This window comes from Telluria sp. ZB4P34, from assembly GCF_059686055.1.
In genome coordinates, this window is record NZ_JCASIF010000003.1 from 54,519 (window position 1) to 74,475 (window position 19,957).

Here is a 19,957-nt window from a genome sequence, read left to right on the forward strand (position 1 = left end):
AAACGTCTACTTTCCGTGCTATATTTATGTTGAAAGAATTGCAAAAATTGGAGCGAAGCCCAATGAAAGCAGATCAGATCGTCGCAATAGTAGGGCTAGGCTATGTAGGACTTCCCTTAGCAGTTGAGTTTGGCAAGAAATTCAGGACCATCGGTTTCGATTTGTCGGCCGCCAAGATCGAGCAGTACAAGCAGTTTCGCGATCCTACCGGAGAAGTATCGTCGGAGGAATTGAAGGCGGCCGAACGGCTCGAGGTCACTACCGATCCGGCAGCCCTGGCGGCGGCAGACTTCATCGTCGTGGCCGTGCCGACGCCGGTCGACATCGCCCACAATCCGGATTTCACGCCACTGCGTGGCGCCAGCCAGTCGGTCGGCCGGCACATGAAGCGCGGGGCAATCGTCGTCTACGAGTCGACCGTGTACCCGGGAGCCACCGAAGAGGTGTGCATTCCGATCCTCGAAGAATGCTCGGGGATGACATGGAAGCGTGACTTCAACGTCGGTTTCTCGCCCGAACGCATCAACCCGGGGGACAAGGAACATACCCTGACGACGATCCTGAAGGTGGTGTCCGGGGACGACGAAGACACGCTCGAGAAGGTCGCCGCGCTGTACGAGTCCGTGGTCAAGGCAGGCGTGTACCGTGCTTCCAGCATCAAGGTGGCGGAAGCGGCCAAGGTTATCGAGAACACCCAGCGCGACCTGAACATCGCGCTGATGAATGAACTGGCAATTATTTTTGACAAGATTGGCATCGATACGCTGGAGGTGCTGCAGGCGGCCGGGACGAAGTGGAATTTCTTGCCTTTCCGTCCGGGCCTGGTGGGCGGTCACTGCATCGGGGTCGATCCGTACTACCTGACGCACAAAGCGGAAATGATCGGCTATCACCCTCAGGTCATCCTGGCGGGGCGACGAATCAATGACGGCATGGCTAAATTTGTGGCCGAAAAAACCGTCAAGTCCATGATCGCCGCCGGTTTCCACGTCAAGGGATCGAAGGTGAACGTGCTGGGCCTGACCTTCAAGGAGGATTGCCCGGACCTGCGCAACTCGAAGGTGGCCGATATCGTCCACGAACTCGAGTCCTACGGGGTCGACGTGCATGTCTACGATCCAGTCGCAGAACCGGGCGAAGCCGAGCACGAGTACGGGATCAGGCTGGAAGAGTGGGACAGCCTGCCGCCGGCCGACGCCATGGTGGCGGCGGTTCCTCACCAGGATCTGCTGTCTCGTCCGACGGACGAGCTGGTGTCGAAAATGAACGAAGGCGGCCTGTTCATCGACGTGAAATCAAGATTTGATAGAGATGCAATCCGCCGCGCAGGCATTTCCGTGTGGCGACTGTAAATCAGGGGCCCGTTTCGGCGCCGCCGGTGGCGCGCCCGAATCGGGCTTTCACTAAGAAAGTATTGGATCCGTGAACAAGTTTCAAGATGTCAGGCAGCACTTGCACCAGCACCCCTATCATTGGGTGGTGACGGGCGCTGCCGGCTTTATCGGCTCGCACCTGGTGGAGGCCCTGCTCGGCCTTGGCCAGCGTGTGACTGGACTCGACAATTTCGCGACGGGGCACCAGCGCAATCTCGAGCAGGTGCGCGAACTCGTCGGTCCTGAGCGGTGGAAGAATTTCAGCTTCATCGAAGGCGACATCTGCGACCCGGACACCTGTGCCGGCGCGGCGCGCGGCGCTGATTTTGTCCTGCACCAGGCCGCGCTCGGCTCGGTGCCGCGTTCGGTCGCCGATCCGGCGCGCAGCAACGCCACCAACGTCACCGGTTTCCTGAACATGCTGATCGCCGCGCGCGACGCCGGCGTGCGCCGCTTCGTGTACGCCGCATCCAGCTCGACCTACGGCGACCATCAGGCCTTGCCCAAGACCGAAGACGTCATCGGCAAGCCGCTGTCGCCCTATGCGGTCACCAAGTACGTGAACGAACTGTATGCGAGCGTGTTCGCCCGCTCCTATGGCATCCAGTCGATCGGACTGCGCTATTTCAACGTATTCGGCCCGCGCCAGGATCCGCATGGCGCGTATGCCGCCGTGATCCCGCAATGGGTGGCTGCCCTGATCCGCAACCAGCCCGTGCGCATCAACGGCGACGGCGAAACCAGCCGTGATTTTTGTTATGTGGACAATGTTGTGCAGGCAAACCTGCTGGCCGCGCTGGCCGGGGACGAGGCCGCCAACGAGGTCTACAACGTGGCGCTGAACGAGCGCACCAGCCTGAACGAGTTGTACGGCATGCTGGGCGAATTGCTGGCCCCGCGCTTTCCGCACGTGGCCAGCCATCGTCCCGAGCATGGGGACTTCCGTCCGGGCGACGTGCGCCATTCGCAGGCCGACATCGCGAAAGCGGCGTCGCGCCTCGGTTACGCGCCGACCCATCGCATCCGCGAAGGGCTCGAGCGCGCGCTCGACTGGTATGTCGGGCACCTGGAACAAGTTTGAGTCATCTTCTGCAAGCAGTTAACTAATAAGAAATTCGGGGGGGTATCGTGTTTAGGATCTCTAACCACTACGTGTCGAAGATTGTCTTCGTCCTGCTGTTCATCGAGGCCATGATCCTGCTGGGGGCCGCCTATGCCGGCGCGTCGCTGCGCTTCATGGATGCGGGGGCGCCGCATGTCGAGCATTTCCTGACATCGGCGGTCGCGTTCGCCACCGCCATCATCTTCAGCATGAGCGCCATGGGCATGTACCAGCTCGACGCCGACGAAGGCCTGCGCCATCCCTTCTTCATGAAGCTGATGCCGTCCTTCCTGATGGGCTTCCTGATCCTGACCATCGTGTTCTATGTGGCGCCGGACCTGTCCTTCGGCCGCGGTATCCTGGTGCTGGTGTTCGCCCTGTCGGCGATCGGCATCTTCCTGGCGCGCATGCTGTTCTTCAAGACCTCCGAACTGCAGCTGCTGCAGTCGCGCATCCTGTTCCTCGGAAGCGGACCGCTGGCCAAGGAATGCAGCGACCTGGCCGAGCGCAAGTCGAATTACCACCGCTACAACATCGCCGGCTTCATCCCGACCCCGAACGAAGAACTCTGCGTTCCCGAAGACGAACTGCTGAAGGTGCGCGACGGCGACTCGCTGGTGTCGCTGGCAAACAAATACAACGTCCAGGAAATCGTGGTCTCGGTGCAGAACCGCCGCGGCGGCTTCCCGATGAAGGAACTGCTCGACTGCAAGCTGCGCGGCCTGAAAGTGACCGATGCGGCCACCTTCTTCGAGCGCGAAACCTGCCAGATCCGGGTCGACTCCCTGCAGCCGAGCTGGCTCGTCTTCGGCGGCGGCTTCGACCAGAGCTTTATCCGCACCTTCATGAAGCGCGGCTTCGACCTGGTCTGCAGCACCATCATCCTGCTGGCGGCCTTCCCGCTGATGCTGCTGGCTGCGCTGGCGGTCAAGCTGGAAGACCGCGGCCCGGTGTTCTATTCGCAGGAACGGGTGGGCAAGGACGGCAAGACCTTCCGCGTGCACAAGTTCCGCAGCATGCGCGCCGATGCCGAAAAAGGCGGCAAGCCACAGTGGGCGGCGCAGAACGACCCGCGCGTCACCCGCGTCGGCAACTTCATGCGCAAGACCCGGATCGACGAACTGCCGCAGATCCTGAACGTCTTCAAGGGCGAGATGTCCTTCGTCGGCCCGCGTCCGGAGCGTCCCTACTTCGTCGAACAGCTGATCGAGGTGGTGCCGTATTACAATGTGCGTCATAGCATCAAGCCTGGCATTACCGGCTGGGCCCAGGTGCGCTACGGCTACGGCTCGTCCGCCGAGGATGCGCTGCAGAAACTGCAATACGACCTTTATTATGTCAAGAACAACAGCCTGTTCCTCGACGTGCTGGTGTTGATCGACACCCTGAAGGTCGTGCTCTTCCGTAGCGGCCGTTGATATTCCGGTGGCGCCAGCCGGCGCCGCCGCCCGGCTTCGACTCTCCATGCCCTTGCGGGCAGTTTTCATGGATGGCGCACGTTGACCAGTATTGCTGTTTATAGTTATAGCGTTGCCGCCGTCGCTTTCCTGTTGCTGGGAGTGTTGCTGCTCGCCTTGTGGCGCGGCGGCACCCATGTGACGGCGATGGCGGCTGCCTGCGCCATTACCGCGCTGTGGGCCGGCGCCATCGCCTGGGAAGCCTCGCACGGGCCGACCGTGTCGATCTGGACCGAAGCCCTCGAGATCCTCCGCAACGGCGCCTGGTCGGGCGTGATGGTGCTGATACTCGGGCATTACCGCGACCCGGCCGGCCCCTTCGGCCTGCGCCGCGTGGTTGCGGCCGGTATCGCCGTCTACCTGCTGCTGTTGCTGGCCAAGCTGGTGCTGCAGCTCGACCTGATGTACAAGACCGAGTCCGGCCTGGTGCCGAACGTCATGGGGCGGGTCTGCATGGCCGTGCTGGGCATGCTGCTGGTCGAGCAGGTGTACCGCAACAAGACGATGCAGGAACGCTGGATGGTGAAGTTCGCCTGCCTCGGCATCGGTGCGATGTTCGGCTATGACTTCTACATGTACACCCACGCGATGCTGTTCCACGAGATGAGCCCCGAGGTGTGGGATGCGCGCGGCGTGGTCAATGCGCTGGCAGTGCCCCTGATCGGCACGGCGGTCAAGCGCAGCAGGTCGCTGGCCACCCCGCTGGCGCTGTCGCGGCGCGTAATGTTCCATTCCGCCGCACTGCTCGGTTCGGCCATCTACCTGCTGGCCATGGGTTCGGCCGGCTATTACCTGAAATACTTCGGCGGCGACTGGGGCACCCTGATGCAGGTGGTGTTCCTGTGCGGCGCGCTGATCCTGCTGGCGGGCGTGCTGTTTTCCGGCGCCTTCCGTGCCTGGCTGAAGGTCTTCATCAGCAAGCATTTCTACAGCTACGGCTACGACTATCGCGAGGAATGGATGCGCTTTACCCGCACCCTGTCCGAGCACGGCCCGAACCTGGGCGAGCGCGCCGTGGAGGCGGTCGCGGCCCTGGTGGAAAGCCCGGGCGGGGTGCTGTGGCAGCGCCGCGCCAACGACGTGTACGAGCCGGTGGCCAGCTGGCAGGCCACCGCCAGGGACAGCGAGCCGGCCGATTCGAACTTCTGCCGCTTCCTGGAAAGCACCCAGTGGGTGATCGACCTGCACGAATACCGGGCGCTGCCCGACAAATACGGCGACCTGGTGCTGCCCGACTGGCTGGCCGCCTTCCCGCGCGCCTGGGTGGTGGTGCCCCTGATCCTGCACGGCAAGCTGTTCGGTTTCGTGGTGCTGCAGACCTCGCGCAGCTCGGTGGCCCTGAACTGGGAGGTGTTCGACCTGCTGGAAATCGCCGGCAGCCAGGCCGCCAGCTATCTGGCCCTGCAGGACGCCGCCAACGACTTGATGGTGGCGCGCCAGTTCGAATCCTTCAACCGCATGTCGACCTTCGTCGTGCACGACCTGAAGAACCTGGTGTCGCAGCTCTCCCTGATGAACGCGAACGCCGAGAAGCACCGCGACAATCCGGAATTCCAGCGGGACATGCTCGACACGGTGACGCACTCGATCCAGAAGATGAAGATGATGCTGCAAAAGCTCAGCCGCAACGACGCTCCCGTCACGCCGCTGCCGCTGACGGTCGACCGCGTGGTGCGCCAGGCGATCGCCCTCAAGGACGCCTTCGAGCCGCGCCCGGTGCTGCGGGTCGAGAACGGCGGCCTGCAGGTGCTGGCCGACAACGAGCGCCTCGAGCGCGTGCTTGGCCACCTGATCCAGAACGCGATCGAGGCCACGCCCAAGAGCGGCCTGGTCACCGTCAGCATCCGCCAGGGCGGCGGCTGCGCGGTGGTCGAGATCGCGGATACCGGCTCGGGCATGAGCGAGGAATTCATCCGCGAGCGCCTGTTCAAGCCCTTCGAATCCACCAAGCCGGCGGGGATGGGCATCGGCCTGTTCGAAAGCCGGGAATACATCAACGAGCTGGGCGGCAAGCTGGAACTTGCCAGTGCGCCGTCCGCCGGAACCACCTTTACAGTCAGCCTGCCGCTCTACAGCGAGGAAGCTCGCAGCGTCGGGCAAGCCGCATGATCCGAGGATTGCCGTGACCCAAAATAAACCCAAACTCCTGATCATCGAAGACGATCCGGGCCTGCAGAAGCAGTTGCGCTGGAGCCTGGACGCCTACGACGTGGTCGTTGCCGGTGACCGCGAAGCGGCGCTGGCCCAGATCCGCCGCCACGAACCGGCCGTCGTCACCATGGACCTCGGGCTGCCGCCCGATCCCGACGGCTCCACCGAAGGGCTGGCGACGCTGGAACAGATCCTGGCGCTGGCCCCGGACACCCGCGTCATCGTCCTGACCGGCAACCAGGACCACAGCAACGCGGTCAAGGCGATCGGCATGGGCGCCTACGATTTCCACCAGAAGCCCTGCGAGCCCGACGTGCTGAAGCTGGTCATCGAGCGCGCCTTCTTCCTGTACAACCTGCAGATGGAAAACCGCCGCATGCAGCAGTCGCAGGCCGATTCGCCGATGGCCGGCGTGATCAGCCGCGACGCCGGCATGCTCAAGGTCTGCCGCAACATCGAGAAAGTGGCGCCGACCTCCGCGTCGGTGATGCTGCTGGGCGAATCGGGCACCGGCAAGGAAGTGCTGGCACGCGCCCTGCACGCCCTGTCGCCGCGCGCGAAGGAACGCTTCATGGCCATCAACTGCGCCGCGATCCCGGAAAACCTGCTCGAGAGCGAACTGTTTGGCTACGAAAAGGGCGCCTTCACGGGCGCGGCCAAGCAGACCAAGGGCAAGGTGGAACTGGCCCACGGCGGCACCTTCTTCCTCGACGAGGTCGGCGACCTGCCGATGCCGCTGCAGGCCAAGCTGCTGCGCTTCCTGCAGGAGCGCGTGATCGAGCGCATCGGCGGCCATGAGGAAATTCCCGTGGACGTGCGCATCGTGTGCGCCACCCACCAGAAACTCAAGGAACTGTGCGCGACCGGACGCTTCCGCGAAGACTTGTACTACCGACTGTCCGAGATCGTGGTGACCATCCCACCGCTGCGCACGCGCCATGGCGACGCCGCCCTGCTGGCCCACCATTTCAAGAACAAGTTCTGTGCCCAGGAATCGCGCTCCGCGCTGCACTTCGCGCCCGACGCGATCGCCGCGATCGAGAACTATGGCTGGCCGGGCAATGTGCGCGAGATGGAGAACTGCATCAAGCGCGCGGTCATCATGGCCGACGGCGCGACCATCGTCGCCGATGACCTTGGCCTGCCGGACAGCGACAAGCCGGAAGAGGAGCCGTTGAACCTGCGCCAGGTGCGCGACGAAGCCGAGTACATGGCGATCGTCAAGGCGCTGGCGCGGGTCGATGGCAACATCGTCAAGGCGTCCGAGATGCTCGGCATCAGCCGTCCGACCATGTACGACCTGATGAACCGCCACGGCATCAAGAGCGCGGCATGAGGCCTGCCCGTCCGGCAGCACCGAAGGGAAGCGCCAGGCGCGGCGGCAGCCGTGTGGTCCGCCGGCTGGCCTTCGCGGCGGCCTTGCTTGTTGCAGGCGGGGTGGCCGCAGCCATCGCCGTCGACGCCGCCGGCGTGGCGCCGCGCCAGCTTGCGCCCTACATCGAAAAACGCACGAGCGGGCACAACGCCGCGATCGTCGCTGCCGGAAAGTATACCGCCGATACCCTGCACCGCCTCGACCGCGGAACGCTCGAGGCGCTGGAAGCGCAGGAAGGCGTTGCGCCGGCCCTCGGCGCCCAGGCCCGGCCGGCCGGCAGCGGCAGCGTGGGCACCGTGGTCGCCAGCGGCGATGCGTTGCGCGCGGCGCTGGCGCGCGCGAACCCGGGCGAGGTCATCACCATCGCCCCCGGCGCCTACCGCTTCGGCGGCAGCGCGGGGCTGAACGCCGACCGACCCGGGGCCCCCGGCAGGCCGATCGTGGTGCGCGCGGCCGTACCCGGCAGCGTGCAGCTCGAATTCGACATGGTCGAGGGTTTCCGCGTGAGCGCGCCGCACTGGCATTTCGAAAACCTCGAGATCCGCGGCGTGTGCCAGGACGATTCCAAGTGCGAGCACGCCTTCCACGTCTACGGCGCGGCCAGCCATTTCGTCGCGCGCAACAACACCATCGGCGACTTCAATGCCCACTTCAAGATCAACGGCCTGAAGGGACGCTTCCCGGACGCCGGCCTGATCGAATCGAATACGCTGCAGGCCAGCCGTCCGCGCCGTACCGCCAATCCGGTCACCCCGATCGACCTGGTGGCGGCAAGCGGCTGGACCATCCGCGCCAACGTGATCAGCGATTTCGTCAAGGAGGGGGGCAACGGGGTCAGCTACGGCGCCTTCGCCAAGGGCGGCGGCAGCGGCAACCTGTTCGAGCGTAACCTGGTGTGGTGCGAGCGCCGCCTGCGCGGCCAGCCGGGGCAGCGCATCGGCCTGTCCTTCGGCGGCGGCGGCACCGGCACGCAGATGTGCCGCGACGGCCGCTGCATCACCGAACACGAGAACGGGATCCTGCGCGCCAACCTGGTGGTCGGCTGCTCCGATGCCGGCATCTACCTGAACAGCGCGGCGAATACCCGGGTCGAGGACAACACGCTGATCGACACCACCGGCATCGACGTGCGTTTCCCGACCAGCAGCGCGCGCCTGGACGGCAACCTGGTCGACGGGCCGATCCGCAGCCGCGACGGCGGCCTGGTGCGAGAGGGCGACAACCGGACCTCGCCCGTGTGGCAGGCCTTCGCCGGCCGGCATCCGGTGCGCAGCCTGTTCGTGGCGCCGGGCGCCGGGGATTTCCGCTGGAGCGGCGAGGCGCCGCTGCGCGGACGTGCGCGCGAAGACGACGCCGGCATTGCCGACCTGTGCGGCGGGCGCCGCCTGCAGCCGCCTGCCTACGGCGCCTTCGACAGCATCGCCGGCTGCGGACAGCGCCGCGACGCGGCCGCACGCTGAGGCGCGCCGGCCCGCATCCTTCCTACCAGGAGCGCACCCAGGCGCTGGTCCAGGCCGCAACCTGGTCGCGCCAGTCGCGCCGCGAGAAGGTGTGGTCGGCGCCGTCGAGCGCATGGCGCGTCACGCGCGGCGCGTCCAGCAGCCGCTTCCATGCCGGCGTGGCCGCCGCCAGGTCGCAGAATTCGCGCCCGGTCAGGTCGGCGCCTCCCGTGATCACCATCACGCGTCCCTTGAAGGCGGCCAGGGCGGACTGCATCCGCTCGGGCAGCGCCGCCGCCCTGGCCGGCGAGGCCGGGGCCGGCGCCAGCGCGGTGCGCACCAGGCCGAACAGCGACTTGAGCGAGCCGGCCGGGTCGAATCGCCCGCGCAGCAGGCCGGTCCAGAAACTGCGTTCCCCCAGGCGCTGGCGGTAGTAATGGCGCAGCGTGGTGCGCGCCAGGCCGTCGGCCGTGCGCACCCAGGGGTTGAGCAGGACCAGGCCGGCTACCCGGCGGTCGGTGGGCGCATACATGGCGGCAGCCGAGGCGCCGTCGCACAAGCCCCATAGCACGACCTCGCGCATGCCGGGCAAGGCCGCGAAAAAGGCGTCGATGGCGGCGCGCAGGTCGTCCCCGATCTCTTCGAACGTGCGGGCTTCGCCCTCGCTGTCGCCCATGCCCCGGTAATCGAAGCGCATGGCGGGCACGCCGTCGCCGGCCAGTGCGCGCGCCAGCAGCGTGAACTGGCGGTGGCTGCCCGCGCGGTATTGCGGTCCGCCGACCACGACCAGCACGCCGCGGCCGGCGCCGGACGCCGGCAGGCTTGCCACCCCGAACAGCCAGTCGCCGCCGCAGCGGAAGGCCAGCGCGCGTTCTTCAAGCATCGAGCCGGTCCTCCCGCATCAGCGCCGTGGTGGCGGCCAGCAGGGCCGGCGCGGCGCCGGCGTCGGCCGCCGACCAGAACGGCGGGCAGGCAACCGGGTGGACCTGCAGCCGCACACGGGAACGCCAGGCGTCCGCGGTGCGGGCCGCGCCCGGAGGCAGGTCCTGGCCGGGGCCTGCGGCCATCTCGAACCAGTGCACCGGGCAGGGAGGCAGATGGCGATCGAGCGGCGCCAGCGCGTCGATGGCCGCGGCCAGCGCGGGATCCAGGGCGTAGCCGCCGATCTCGAGCACCTCTCCGGACTGCAGCGCCGCACGCAGGGCCTTGGTGCCGGTCTGCTCCGAGGCGCTGTCGGCCAGCACCGCATTGAAGGTGCGCAGGCGCAGGAACTGGGTCAGGAAGGCCTGGCCACCCGTCACGGGCTGCCATAGCAGCAGCGCGCGCAGCGGATGCGGCGCCGACTGCGCATAGTCGAGCGCGAGCAGGGCGCCCAGGCGCAGGCCCCACAGCACCGGCGGCTGGCCCAGGCGTTCGCCCAGAAAGGCGCAGCAGGCCGCCAGGTCGTCTTTCCAGGTGTCCCAGCGTGCATCGCCGAAATCCCCGCTGCTGTCGCCGGTGCCGGTGAGGTCGGGCTGCAGCACGCCGTAGCCGAGCGCCGCCAGGGCGCGCGCCTGCTGCGCCGCGATGCGGCGCGAACGGTTCATTTCTTCGGCAAACGGCGGAACGTAGAGGACGGCCCCGCGGCAGCTGCCGCGCGGCGGGTGGTACAGGCAGAACAGCCGGCGGTCGGCTCGCTGCAGGAAGAACGGTTCGGCGCGCGATTCGTCCGCGGCCAGGGTCATCCGCCGCTCTTCCGGGCGACGAAGTCCGCCAGGCTGCCCAGGGTTTCGAAGGTGCTGGCGCTGAGGTCGTCGTCGTCGATGACGATGCCGAAATGGTCTTCCAGCGCGCCGACCAGGCTCACCACCGCCATCGAATCCAGTTCGGGCAGGCTGCCCAGCAGCGGAGAATCGGCCTGCAGGCGCTGTCCGGCCTCGCCGAGGCTCAGTACGTCAATCAGGATGGTCTTTACTTCGTCGAGATACATGTCGGGATCCTTAAACAGCTTTCGGATTATATATTCGGCCGCTGCAGCGGCAGGCGCGCACGCACCATGCCCGCCAGCCGGTGCACTTCGTCCAGCATGGCATGGTTGCTGGCGCGCAGCAGCAGGTACCAGGCGACGGCCAGTACCGGGAACATGAGCAGCAGGCGCGCCAGCGGCGCCAGCGAAGACGGCAGCAACAGCGCCAGCAGCCCCGCGACCGCAGTGGTCCCGGCCGTGATGAAGGCGCTCGGCAGCAGGGCGCGCAGCAGGGCCGTGGCGCCAAAACCGAAGTAGCGTTGCTGCTGCAACAGGGTGACCGGCGCGGCCGCCACGGTGGCCAGGCAGAGCACCCAGCCGAAGCCGGCCAGGGTGCCGTCGAACAGCACGACGGCGAAGCCGATCCGGGCCAGCAGGGTCACTGCCACCGGCGCCGCGCTCAGGTAGGGGCGGCCGATCGCGGTCACGGCAATCGGGATGTAATGCAGGGCCATCGTCACGCCGGCCGCGAGCGACAGCGGCAGGATGGCCGGCACGCATTCGAGCCAGGCCTCGCCGTACAGGGCCAGCACGATGTCCTTTCCCAGCACGGTGGTGAGGGCCAGCGCGGTCCAGCCGACCCCGGTCAGCAGCGTGGTGGCGCGGGTCAGCACCGGCACCAGCGATTCGCCGCGGTGGTGGGCCTGCGACATATAGGATACCGCCCCATAGCTGACGGTCGAGCCGGCGATGTGGGTGAAGATGGTCACCGTCGAATTGGCGCGGCTGAGCAGGCCGACCTGGCGTGCGTTGCCGAGCTTGCCCAGCAGCAGATCGGGGATGGCATTGTTCACTGCCACCATACAGCTCGACAGCAGGGAACCAAGGCCGAAATGCGTCACGCTGCGCCAGTGTTTGAAAGCCGGTAGCCATGGCATGTTTTTCGGGCGCAAGGGCACTAAGGCCAGTGCACACACGATGATGTTGACCAAGTTGGCATAGGCCAGGCTCATACTGCCATGGCCGAGCAGGGCCAACACTACGCAGGCGATGCAGAAACTGAGAGTACCGGCTATGTTAACGATCGCCTGCTTCTCGGCGGCGAGTTCGCGCGTCAGCAGGGCATTAGTGATGGCGCCGAAGGGAATCAGGAGGAAACCGATCGACAGCACCTGCATCACGGGGATGATTTCAGGCTCCTCGAACCAGCGGCCGATCGATTCGCTCGACAGGAACATGGCGATGGCGATCAGCCAGGACGAGGTGAACACGACGCCCGTGGCCGAGCGGATCTTGTCCGGCGTGAGGTTGGGTTCGCGCTGCAGGTAGGTCGAAACGCCGAAGTCGCGGAACACGTGCGCCAGATTGACGAACACGACCGTCATCGAATAGACGCCGATCTCGGTCGGGCTCAGGATGCGGGCCAGCAGCACGCTGACCGCGAAGCGCATGATCGTTGCGCCGGACGACGAGAAGAAATTGATGACCAGCGAACGGCGCAGATCTGCCATGGATTGCCTGACTCGAAGGGCGGTAACGCTGGCTTTTAGGCCGGCACGCTCCCGATCAGCTCGATGGCATGGCGCGAGGTGGCCTCGTACTTGCCGTTAATGAAACGCATCGAGCCGATGAAGTGGAAGAAGGCGGTATCGCCCGTCGCGCAATCCGGCGTGCCGTATTTCGGGAAGGGCAAGGCGCGGGTGCCGGTGGCGTTCGCGATCAGGTAGTTCGAGGTCACCTGTTCGGTGCCCCAGCGTTTCCAGTCCTCGCCGAGCTTGCCGCCCATGCGGCGCGAAAAGTCGATCATCTGTTCGCGCATCGCGGCCGAGCGCGGAAAGCCGGTGAAGCCGGAACAGCCGCGGACGTAGCGGGCATCGGCCGGCAGGCCGACGTTGGCCATCTCGGCCTCGGAGATGCTCTGGATGTGCGCGCCCGGGCGCACCTTGGGCAGCGCGTTGGCGCGCGTGTCGGCCAGCGAGCGGATCGGGGTCTCCGGCAGTTCGCCGAGCACGAAGCCGTGGCCGGCGCGGATCGCTTCCAGCACTTCCGGGATCGGACGGACCGTCAGGGTATCGGCGTCGAGCTGCACCACATAGTTCTCGGGAGAGAAGTTGGCGATCGCGAACAGGCGTTCCCAGGTGCCGCCGCGCGGCATGTCCGGGTGCGTGAACTCGTCGGCGTCGCGCAGTTCGATGTGCTGCACGTGCTGTTTCAGCGTCGCGCGGTCGGCCGCGTTGATGGACGGGTCGCAGACGACGACGATGCGTTCCGGGTTCAGGAAATGGGCGAAGGACTTGACTGCCACCAGGTAGGACTGGACGTCACGCTGGTGCACCATCGACAGTAGCATGAAGGGAAGCGTCCCCTGTTTCAGAGGCGCAGTATCCAGGACTTGCCGGACGACCTTGTTGTATTGGCCGCGAAAATAGTCCCGCTTGACACGCTGGATTACCCTGCTGAGTAAAGACATCCCTGCTGACTCCTGTATTGGTTTTGGCGGACACCGCACGCTGTGTCCCTGTGAAGAATCGATGGTTCGATTTGCTTCGGCAACTTCCTTGCCATAACGCACAACATTATATGCTGCAACGCGGCGCGCACACGCTACGCGTGACAAGTTTTCAACATTGTGTCCCTGGATAACACAGTTTGTTGCTCATGTGCATGAAATCCAAAATTTTTACGAATGGTAAAAAAAAGCGCCCAGGAATCCTGGGCGCTGTGCCGGCGCGTGGTGCCGAGCACTTATTTGCGCGGGATGATCGCAAACTGCGGCGCCACGCTGTAGTCCGGCTTCACCGTACGGCCCATGAAGACGGACCAGGCCTGGGCGGCGTTCGGGATATTCGCCGAGGCCGCCGCCGCCAGGGCGGGCTGCATGTTCGACGGATAGCCGAGTACCGAGCTGGCGTAGCCGGCCATGCGGCCCAGTTCCCAAGTGCGGCGGTCGGCGCGGGTCAGCCACGCTGCCTGCGCAGCAGAAGCGCAGGGCTGGTCGATGTACTGCATGCCGAGCGGATCGGTGATGATCTTGCGGTCGTCGTTCGGAATGCCGGGGCCGCTGAAGTTGGCGCGGTACAGCTCGTCGAAGCTGGCGTAGAGCGGCGTGCTCATGCTTTCCCGGAACTTGAGCGCGTACGCGGCGCCCTTGATCCAGCAGAAACCCGGCGCCGTCATGCGGCCGACGGCATACCTCGCCTTCCATTGCAGGATCGGCAGTGCCTTGGCAAAACCGAGTTCGTTCAGGTAGCCGAAGCTCCAGGTGAAGTAGTCGTCCTGCCACGGCGCCGAGCCGGTCACGCTGAACGAACCCGCACCCGAGCCGTCGTAGGCCCCCAGCTGGTTAGGATTCCCGACCACGTAGGCGTTGTGGTAGAAGTCCAGGTTGTTGTCGAGCTGCTTGGTGAAATAGGCCTTCAGCGGATGCTGGTCGGGCGTGATGTAGGCGGCATGGCCGAGCGTGCGCAGCGACCAGGCCTGGCCGCGCACTTGCTGCCAGCGGACCAGCCCCTGCCCGTAGCCGGAGTTGCCGGGCGCGGTTTCCAGCGAATTGGTCGCCGCCCAGAAGTGCAGTTCTTCCAGGAAGTAATAATCGCCCGTGACCAGGTAAGGCAGATAGGCCATCGACGGCTGGTGCGCCGTATCGCTGGAGTACGGTGTCTTGCACAGGGTGCCGTCATTGTTGGCGCAGCGCGGCACCGGCAGCGGGCCCTTGTGCGCCAGGTTGCCGTGGGTCGACAGCTCGCGGTTCGCAGTATTGTCGGTGCGCACCGGATAGCCGGTTTTCTCGTCACGCAGGTGCATCGACCAGGCGCCGGAACCTTCCGCTACCGCCATCATGACGTCCTTGGCGCGCTTGTCCTGCGACAGCAGGTACATCACCGAGAAGCCCGGCAGCGGACCGATGTCGTTGCGCCCGCCCGTGGTCGGCATGTAGGAATTGATCGGGCCGATCTTCATCGGACCGGTATTCGTGGCGTTGAGTTGGGTGGCGAAGCGCGCCAGTTCCTTCTCCGACGGAACGATCGACTGGTCGTAGTTCGACACGGCCTTGCTGGCGATCAGGTAGGCGGGATTGTGCTGCAGGTGGACCGAGGGTGCGGTCGCGGCATCCCACCACGCCGACTGGCGCCAGCGGGAATGGCGATAATGGGTCAGGCCGGGAGCGGCATAGACGGTGCGGCCGCCGACATCGATCGTGACGTCATAGGTCAGGTTGCGGGCACTGGCAGTGAAGGTCTTGTCATTTTCGAGGCTGACCGAGACCTGGGCGCTCTTCGGTAGCGCCGCATACCAGCGCACCCCGAAACGGGCGGTCAGCAGCGGATGGGCGCTGCCGGCGGCGTTCTTCAGCGGCGTCGCCATGATCCATTCGTTGGCGATCGCGCCCGACAGCCAGGCGACCGGGCTGGCGCCGGCCAGTGCGTCCGCCAGCGAGGCCGTATACTGGATACCGTCGAGGGTGATCGTCACCTTGCTGTCCAGGCCGGAAGCGGCCAGTTGTGCGAGGCTCGCATTGCTCGCTTCCGAAGCGCTCGACTTCAGCAGCGTCATGGTCTGGGTCTGGCCGGCGGCCAGCGCGGGCAGGACGCCCGATACGATCACGTGGCGCACCGAACCGTCGGCATGGCTGGCCTTGATGTCGGCCTGCAGGCGGACCAGGCTGCCGTCCGCCAGCTTGCCCACGAGACCCTCGGTGGACAGCATGTCGCCGGCGGCGATCACCTGGCCGAAGGTAAACGGGACATTGGTCTGGGCTGCGCCGGTATTCTGGATGCGCACGTCGGTGATCGGCGCGCCAACGACGATCGATGCCGTGGTGCTGGACGGGAGCGGGGTGGCGATGACCGGCGTGATCGGTTTCGGTACATAGTTGGAAATGACCGTCGCCATCGTGACGCTCTTCTCCATGGCCGGGTCGCTACCGTCGCCGCCGCCGCAACCGGCCAGCAAGGCAGCTGCAAGCAGCGCACTCATGCCCATGCCACGACGGGAAGAAAAGGGGTTGCGGGATCCCTGTACAGTCTTGCTTGCATTGGTCGATTTCAGGACACTCATTATGGAATTCATGATTATAGGCAAGTGTTCGCAAAGAAAGAATTTCTTTGAGGAACTTTACTTTACCTGATTCAACAAATTCCGTGTTCAATATTTAGGCAGTTTCCAGGCAAAAACAACGAAAAACTGGTGTTCCGCTATCTATTCGATGATCAAAGTCAAGCCGCACGATTGAATTGTGTCAGAAGACCACAGACATTTAAAAAGAAAATAGTAAATCTTCAATTTAGATGTTTAAATTCATACACTTAACGTCATCTTGATGCAGCGTTGGCCTGGAAATGAAATGCTGGTTTGCATTAATCACAAGATGATCCTTATAAATGAATTAAATTAGATAATCCGTCTAGTTTGTTGAAATAAAACAATTCAAGATATTCTCTTTTTAATATTGCATAAATAAAAACCAGAAAAAATCCCGTTTATTGTATGTTATCGACGGCAGCGTCGGATGCACCCCTGTTCTGTTGTGCGCAGAGCAACAAGACCCTTGTGTTAAGATGGAAATATAGCGAGTGGCAAGGGCTGCTACGCTCAACCGCATAAGGCGAGAACGTGTCACCCTCCGGCAAAGGCTTCCCCTCCACCGCTCTTGTAGTCAGTCGCGAGCGTTCCGGCATTCGCGGCAGGCGCTATGCCTGCCCAAGCCATGCCGCGAGGGCCAGGCCTGCCGGTACCTGCCCGTCCAGGCCGGACGGGCAGACCTCGCGCACCGGAAATCGACAGGACGGCTTGCCATGCTAGGAACCGAGGGTCGTATCCGGGCCCGCCTGGCTTCCGGCGAGCGCCCGGTGCTGGTGGTGGTCGTCGACGCGGAGGAAGAGTTCGCCTGGGACGGCCCGTTCGACCGGGTCAACGTCCGCACCACCTCGATTGCCAGCCAGCCGCTCATGCACGAGCGCGTCTTCGACAAGTTCGGCATCGTGCCGACTTATATGTGCGACTGGCCGGTCACCACGGCGCCGGCCTCGGCGGCGACGCTGCGGCGCCTGATGGAAGAGGGCCGCTGCGACATCGGCGCCCACCTGCATCCGTGGGTCTCGCCGCCCTATGTCGAGCAGGTCACCCGCTTCAATTCCTATGCCGGCAATCTGCCGCGCGAACTGGAGTACGACAAGCTGCACAGGCTTACCGATGCGATCGCCCACTCCTTCGGACGCAGGCCGCTGGCCTTCAAGGCAGGCCGCTACGGGCTCGGCGAGCATACGGCCGCATCGATCGCCGCGCTGGGCTATGCCATCGACGCCAGCGTGGTGCCGTACACCTCGTTTGCCTACGACGGCGGTCCCGACTTCAGGGAGCATGACGAACACCCCTACTGGTTCCAGGCTGGCCAGGGCGAGCTGCTCGAAGTGCCGGTAACGACCGGCTACGCGGGCTGGCTCCGGACCATGGGTCCGCAATTGTATGAACTGGCGCAGCATCCGCTGGCGCGCGCTGCGCGCATGGGCGGGATGCTGGCGCACCTGCGCGCGCTCGAGCGCATCCGTCTCAGCCCCGAAGTGGCTACCGGCGCCGAAATGCGGCGCCTGGCGACGACCCTGCGCGCCGGCGGCTGCGAGGTGTTCTCGCTCACCTACCACAGCCCGTCGATGGCGGTCGGCCATACGCCGTATGTGCGCAGCGCGGCCGACCTGGAGCGTTTTATCGCCACCGTGCACGATTTCTGCGCCTGGTTCCGCGACGAGATGGGCGGACAGTTCGCCAGCCTGGCGCAGCTGCGCGGGATGGTCGGCGGCGTCCGGCCGGCGCCGCAGCTGTATGCGCACGACAGGGAATCGAAACGGCGGATGCTGGGATGATCGCCGGCGGTGCAGTGGCAACGGCCGGGGGCGCTCAGGCGGCCGCGCCGGGCGCGCCCGGCCGTTGCCGCTGGGCCGCCAGCGCATGCAGCTGCGCCAGTCCGGGCCAGCGGTAGCTGTTCAGGTGGTACATGGTGCGCACCTCGTCGGTCCAGCGCAGGTGCCATTCCATCACCCGTCCATAGAACTCGATGCGCTCGAACCGGCCGTCCTCGAAGATGTCGCGGCAGGCTTCCTCACGCATCAGCAGCGCCGGCGACAGCGCGCCGCCGAGGCTTTCGTCATAGGCGGTCTTGAGCACCACCACGCAGCCGCCCCCTTCGATGCACAGGTCCATGGCCGCCAGCCGTTCGCCGACGAAGTAACGGTACACGCGCGCCGCGCCGCGCCGGGCGTAGGCTTCGAGCATGGTCCGGTAGAACTGCCCCTGCTCGTTCGCGGCGGACACCGCGCTCCCCGCCGCGGCTTTCCAGCCCATGGTTTCCAGCCTGCCGTAGTCGGCCACCGCCTCCGCCATCTCGTGCGGCGCGCGGCTCACCTGGAGGCGGGTGGTGCAGCCTTCCTGCTGCAGGCGCTTGCGCTGTTTCTTGAGGTTGCTGCGCAGGTTCTTGCCGCGCGCATTCCAGTAGGCGTCGAAGCCGGGGGCCAGGCTGATGCGCGCCGTCTCGATGTAGTCGAGGGTGCGCGCACGGGCGCTGTCGGCCGGCCGCGGCAACAGCATCGGATCGCACTGGGTGATGCCGAGCACGATGGCGGGGCCGGGCAGGGCGCGCAGCAGGCCGGGGATGCAGCGTTCAGGAGACTCGCTGGTGCGTTGCAGCCAGAATCCGACCGGCGCCTGCGAGGGCTGGAAGGTGTTCCAGCGGCCGAAGCCGTTCGGCGACACCACCGTCATCACGCGCGTCACGCCGCCGTCCTCGTACCAGGCCAGTAGTTCGTCGCCGCGGGCAAAGGCGTCCAGCGCGGCCGCGAGGAAGTCGGCTGCGAGCAGGGGCGAGGCGGCGCAGTCCGCATGCAGTGCCTGCCAGCGGGGCAGGTGGGCAGCCAGTCCGGCGGCCGGGACGACGGTCCAGCTCATGCCGCCAGCGCCGCCGTGGCGCCGCATGCGCGGCGGACGGCGGCGCAGATGCGTGCGAGCTCGGCCTCGCGCAACTCCTGGTGGCAGGGCAGGCCGATCAGGTGGCGCCCCAGCGCCACGCTGTTGGCGCATACGCCGGCGTCCACGCCGGGCCACAGCTTGGCGCCGAAGCGCACCATCGGCACGCCTTCGGCCTGCAGGCTGGCCGCCAGCGCGTCGGCCTGGTCCACCAGCAGCGGGAAGATCCACGGGCAGGCGCCGTCCGGCAGCGCCGGGAACAGCGGCCGGCAGCCCGGCAGTCCCGCGAGCGCCTCCTGCAGCTGCAGGTAGTGGCGGCGGCGCAGCGTGACGATGCGCGTGCGCGAGGCGAAGCGCAGCGCCAGGCGCGAAAACAGCGAGGAGCGCTTGTCGATCCAGCGCGGATCGAAATTGAAGCTGCTGTCCGAGGAATCCGGGGCCAGCGCCGCGCTAGCGCCGGCGGGCCGGCGCGACTTGAGCGCATTCCACAGGGCGCTCTTGAGGCGCAGCGGCAGCGACAGGGCCAGGCGCAGGGCGGGCAGGCGCCCGTGGACGAATGCCGCTTCGAGCGCCGCCAGCGCCGCCTTGGCCTCGAATCCGGCCCCTGCCGAATGGAGGGGCAGCGCCAGCTGGTGGCGCCGCGACACCAGGCAGCCGCCTTCATAGATGGGGTAGAACTTCATGCTGCTGCCGATCGCGTAGTCGCCGGTGGCGCCGACCGGGGTGCCGCCATGGTGGCCGAAGAACGCATGCGCGCAATCTTCCAGCAGCCCGATGCCGTGCGCATCGCACAGCGCGCGCAGGGGGGCGAAGTCCTGCGGAAAGCCGAAGAAATGGGTGGCCATGACGGCCTTGACGCTGCCATCGATCTTGCCGGCGAGGTCGTCGAGATCGACCGTGGAGTCCGGGCGCACCCGGTAGAACACGACGGAGGCGCCGCACCAGTGGACCGGCGGAATCATCGACGGGCTGTGGTAGGCCGGGACCAGCACCGCGTCGCCCGGGCCGACGCCCATTGCGCGCAGGGCCAGGCCGATCGCGATGCGTCCGCTCGACACCAGGCGCACCTGGCCCCCGTCGAGCAGGCCGGGCAGCGCGGCCTTGCCGGGCTTGAAAAAAGCGGCCAGCGACATGACGGGGACGCCAGGAAGCGCCCGGC

General features: G+C 65.7%; 15 protein-coding genes. 7 read left to right on the forward strand and 8 right to left on the reverse strand.

What is annotated here, in order from left to right; all coding sequences use genetic code 11:
• Positions 1-62: 62 nt before the first annotated feature.
• From AC56KL_RS07210 to AC56KL_RS07235, 6 genes are all read left to right on the forward strand, one after another.
• Positions 63-1,352 carry a nucleotide sugar dehydrogenase gene (locus AC56KL_RS07210; protein ID WP_497179483.1) on the forward strand — a complete coding sequence of 430 codons (1,290 nt, stop codon included), beginning with the start codon at positions 63-65 and terminating at the stop codon, positions 1,350-1,352.
• Positions 1,353-1,422: 70 nt separating this feature from the next.
• Positions 1,423-2,454, forward strand: coding sequence for an SDR family oxidoreductase (locus tag AC56KL_RS07215; protein ID WP_497179484.1), 1,032 nt, complete (start codon positions 1,423-1,425; stop codon positions 2,452-2,454).
• A 71-nt stretch (positions 2,455-2,525) separates the two neighbouring features.
• Positions 2,526-3,893 (forward strand): TIGR03013 family XrtA/PEP-CTERM system glycosyltransferase, encoded by a 1,368-nt coding sequence (locus AC56KL_RS07220; RefSeq protein WP_497179485.1) that lies wholly within the window; start codon positions 2,526-2,528, stop codon positions 3,891-3,893.
• An 81-nt stretch (positions 3,894-3,974) separates the two neighbouring features.
• On the forward strand, positions 3,975-6,041 hold the full coding sequence (prsK, locus tag AC56KL_RS07225) for an XrtA/PEP-CTERM system histidine kinase PrsK (protein ID WP_497179486.1): 2,067 nt from the start codon (positions 3,975-3,977) through the stop codon (positions 6,039-6,041).
• A gap of 13 nt (positions 6,042-6,054) precedes the next feature.
• Positions 6,055-7,419 carry a PEP-CTERM-box response regulator transcription factor gene (gene prsR / locus AC56KL_RS07230; RefSeq protein WP_497179487.1) on the forward strand — a complete coding sequence of 455 codons (1,365 nt, stop codon included), beginning with the start codon at positions 6,055-6,057 and terminating at the stop codon, positions 7,417-7,419.
• Positions 7,416-8,918: a right-handed parallel beta-helix repeat-containing protein gene (locus tag AC56KL_RS07235; protein ID WP_497179488.1), complete on the forward strand. Its 1,503-nt coding sequence runs from the start codon at positions 7,416-7,418 to the stop codon at positions 8,916-8,918. The genes prsR and AC56KL_RS07235 overlap by 4 nt, the downstream gene beginning before the upstream one ends.
• Positions 8,919-8,940: 22 nt before the next feature.
• Here the strand turns inward: AC56KL_RS07235 and AC56KL_RS07240 are convergent, their stop codons facing one another.
• The 6 genes from AC56KL_RS07240 to AC56KL_RS07265 form a co-directional block, all read right to left on the reverse strand.
• Positions 8,941-9,780 (reverse strand): hydrolase 1, exosortase A system-associated, encoded by an 840-nt coding sequence (locus AC56KL_RS07240; RefSeq protein ID WP_497179489.1) that lies wholly within the window; start codon positions 9,778-9,780, stop codon positions 8,941-8,943.
• Positions 9,773-10,621 carry a hydrolase 2, exosortase A system-associated gene (locus AC56KL_RS07245; RefSeq protein WP_497179490.1) on the reverse strand — a complete coding sequence of 283 codons (849 nt, stop codon included), beginning with the start codon at positions 10,619-10,621 and terminating at the stop codon, positions 9,773-9,775. The genes AC56KL_RS07240 and AC56KL_RS07245 overlap by 8 nt, the downstream gene beginning before the upstream one ends.
• The gene (locus AC56KL_RS07250; RefSeq protein WP_497179491.1) at positions 10,618-10,866 is read right to left on the reverse strand and encodes an acyl carrier protein; all 249 of its coding nucleotides are present in this window, start codon (positions 10,864-10,866) and stop codon (positions 10,618-10,620) included. Before AC56KL_RS07250 ends, AC56KL_RS07245 begins: the two co-directional genes overlap by 4 nt.
• A gap of 26 nt (positions 10,867-10,892) precedes the next feature.
• Positions 10,893-12,353, reverse strand: coding sequence for an oligosaccharide flippase family protein (locus AC56KL_RS07255; protein ID WP_497179492.1), 1,461 nt, complete (start codon positions 12,351-12,353; stop codon positions 10,893-10,895).
• A 35-nt stretch (positions 12,354-12,388) separates the two neighbouring features.
• On the reverse strand, positions 12,389-13,192 hold the full coding sequence (locus tag AC56KL_RS07260; RefSeq protein ID WP_497179493.1) for a glycosyltransferase family protein: 804 nt from the start codon (positions 13,190-13,192) through the stop codon (positions 12,389-12,391).
• A 395-nt stretch (positions 13,193-13,587) separates the two neighbouring features.
• On the reverse strand, positions 13,588-15,819 hold the full coding sequence (locus AC56KL_RS07265; protein WP_497179494.1) for a hypothetical protein: 2,232 nt from the start codon (positions 15,817-15,819) through the stop codon (positions 13,588-13,590).
• Positions 15,820-16,637: 818 nt separating this feature from the next.
• Here AC56KL_RS07265 and AC56KL_RS07270 point away from each other — a divergent pair.
• Entirely contained in the window at positions 16,638-17,702 is a 1,065-nt protein-coding gene (locus AC56KL_RS07270; protein ID WP_497179495.1) for a polysaccharide deacetylase family protein, read from the forward strand.
• 34 nt (positions 17,703-17,736) lie between these two features.
• Here AC56KL_RS07270 and AC56KL_RS07275 read toward each other — a convergent pair whose 3' ends face one another.
• Both AC56KL_RS07275 and AC56KL_RS07280 read right to left on the reverse strand, forming a co-directional pair.
• The gene (locus AC56KL_RS07275; RefSeq protein WP_497179496.1) at positions 17,737-18,780 is read right to left on the reverse strand and encodes a GNAT family N-acetyltransferase; all 1,044 of its coding nucleotides are present in this window, start codon (positions 18,778-18,780) and stop codon (positions 17,737-17,739) included.
• The gene (locus tag AC56KL_RS07280; RefSeq protein ID WP_497179497.1) at positions 18,777-19,931 is read right to left on the reverse strand and encodes an aminotransferase class I/II-fold pyridoxal phosphate-dependent enzyme; all 1,155 of its coding nucleotides are present in this window, start codon (positions 19,929-19,931) and stop codon (positions 18,777-18,779) included. The genes AC56KL_RS07275 and AC56KL_RS07280 overlap by 4 nt, the downstream gene beginning before the upstream one ends.
• Between the last annotated feature and the right edge of the window lie 26 nt (positions 19,932-19,957).

Coding starts and splice junctions, on each gene's coding strand:
- AC56KL_RS07210 (WP_497179483.1), top strand. CDS start 63: ATGAAAGCAGATCAGATCGTCGCAATAGTAGGGCTAGGCTATGTAGGA.
- AC56KL_RS07260 (WP_497179493.1), bottom strand. CDS start 13,192: ATGCTACTGTCGATGGTGCACCAGCGTGACGTCCAGTCCTACCTGGTG.
- AC56KL_RS07250 (WP_497179491.1), bottom strand. CDS start 10,866: ATGTATCTCGACGAAGTAAAGACCATCCTGATTGACGTACTGAGCCTC.
- AC56KL_RS07245 (WP_497179490.1), bottom strand. CDS start 10,621: ATGACCCTGGCCGCGGACGAATCGCGCGCCGAACCGTTCTTCCTGCAG.
- AC56KL_RS07265 (WP_497179494.1), bottom strand. CDS start 15,819: ATGAGTGCGCTGCTTGCAGCTGCCTTGCTGGCCGGTTGCGGCGGCGGC.
- AC56KL_RS07240 (WP_497179489.1), bottom strand. CDS start 9,780: ATGCTTGAAGAACGCGCGCTGGCCTTCCGCTGCGGCGGCGACTGGCTG.
- AC56KL_RS07280 (WP_497179497.1), bottom strand. CDS start 19,931: ATGTCGCTGGCCGCTTTTTTCAAGCCCGGCAAGGCCGCGCTGCCCGGC.
- AC56KL_RS07235 (WP_497179488.1), top strand. CDS start 7,416: ATGAGGCCTGCCCGTCCGGCAGCACCGAAGGGAAGCGCCAGGCGCGGC.
- AC56KL_RS07275 (WP_497179496.1), bottom strand. CDS start 18,780: ATGAGCTGGACCGTCGTCCCGGCCGCCGGACTGGCTGCCCACCTGCCC.
- AC56KL_RS07255 (WP_497179492.1), bottom strand. CDS start 12,353: ATGGCAGATCTGCGCCGTTCGCTGGTCATCAATTTCTTCTCGTCGTCC.
- AC56KL_RS07270 (WP_497179495.1), top strand. CDS start 16,638: ATGCTAGGAACCGAGGGTCGTATCCGGGCCCGCCTGGCTTCCGGCGAG.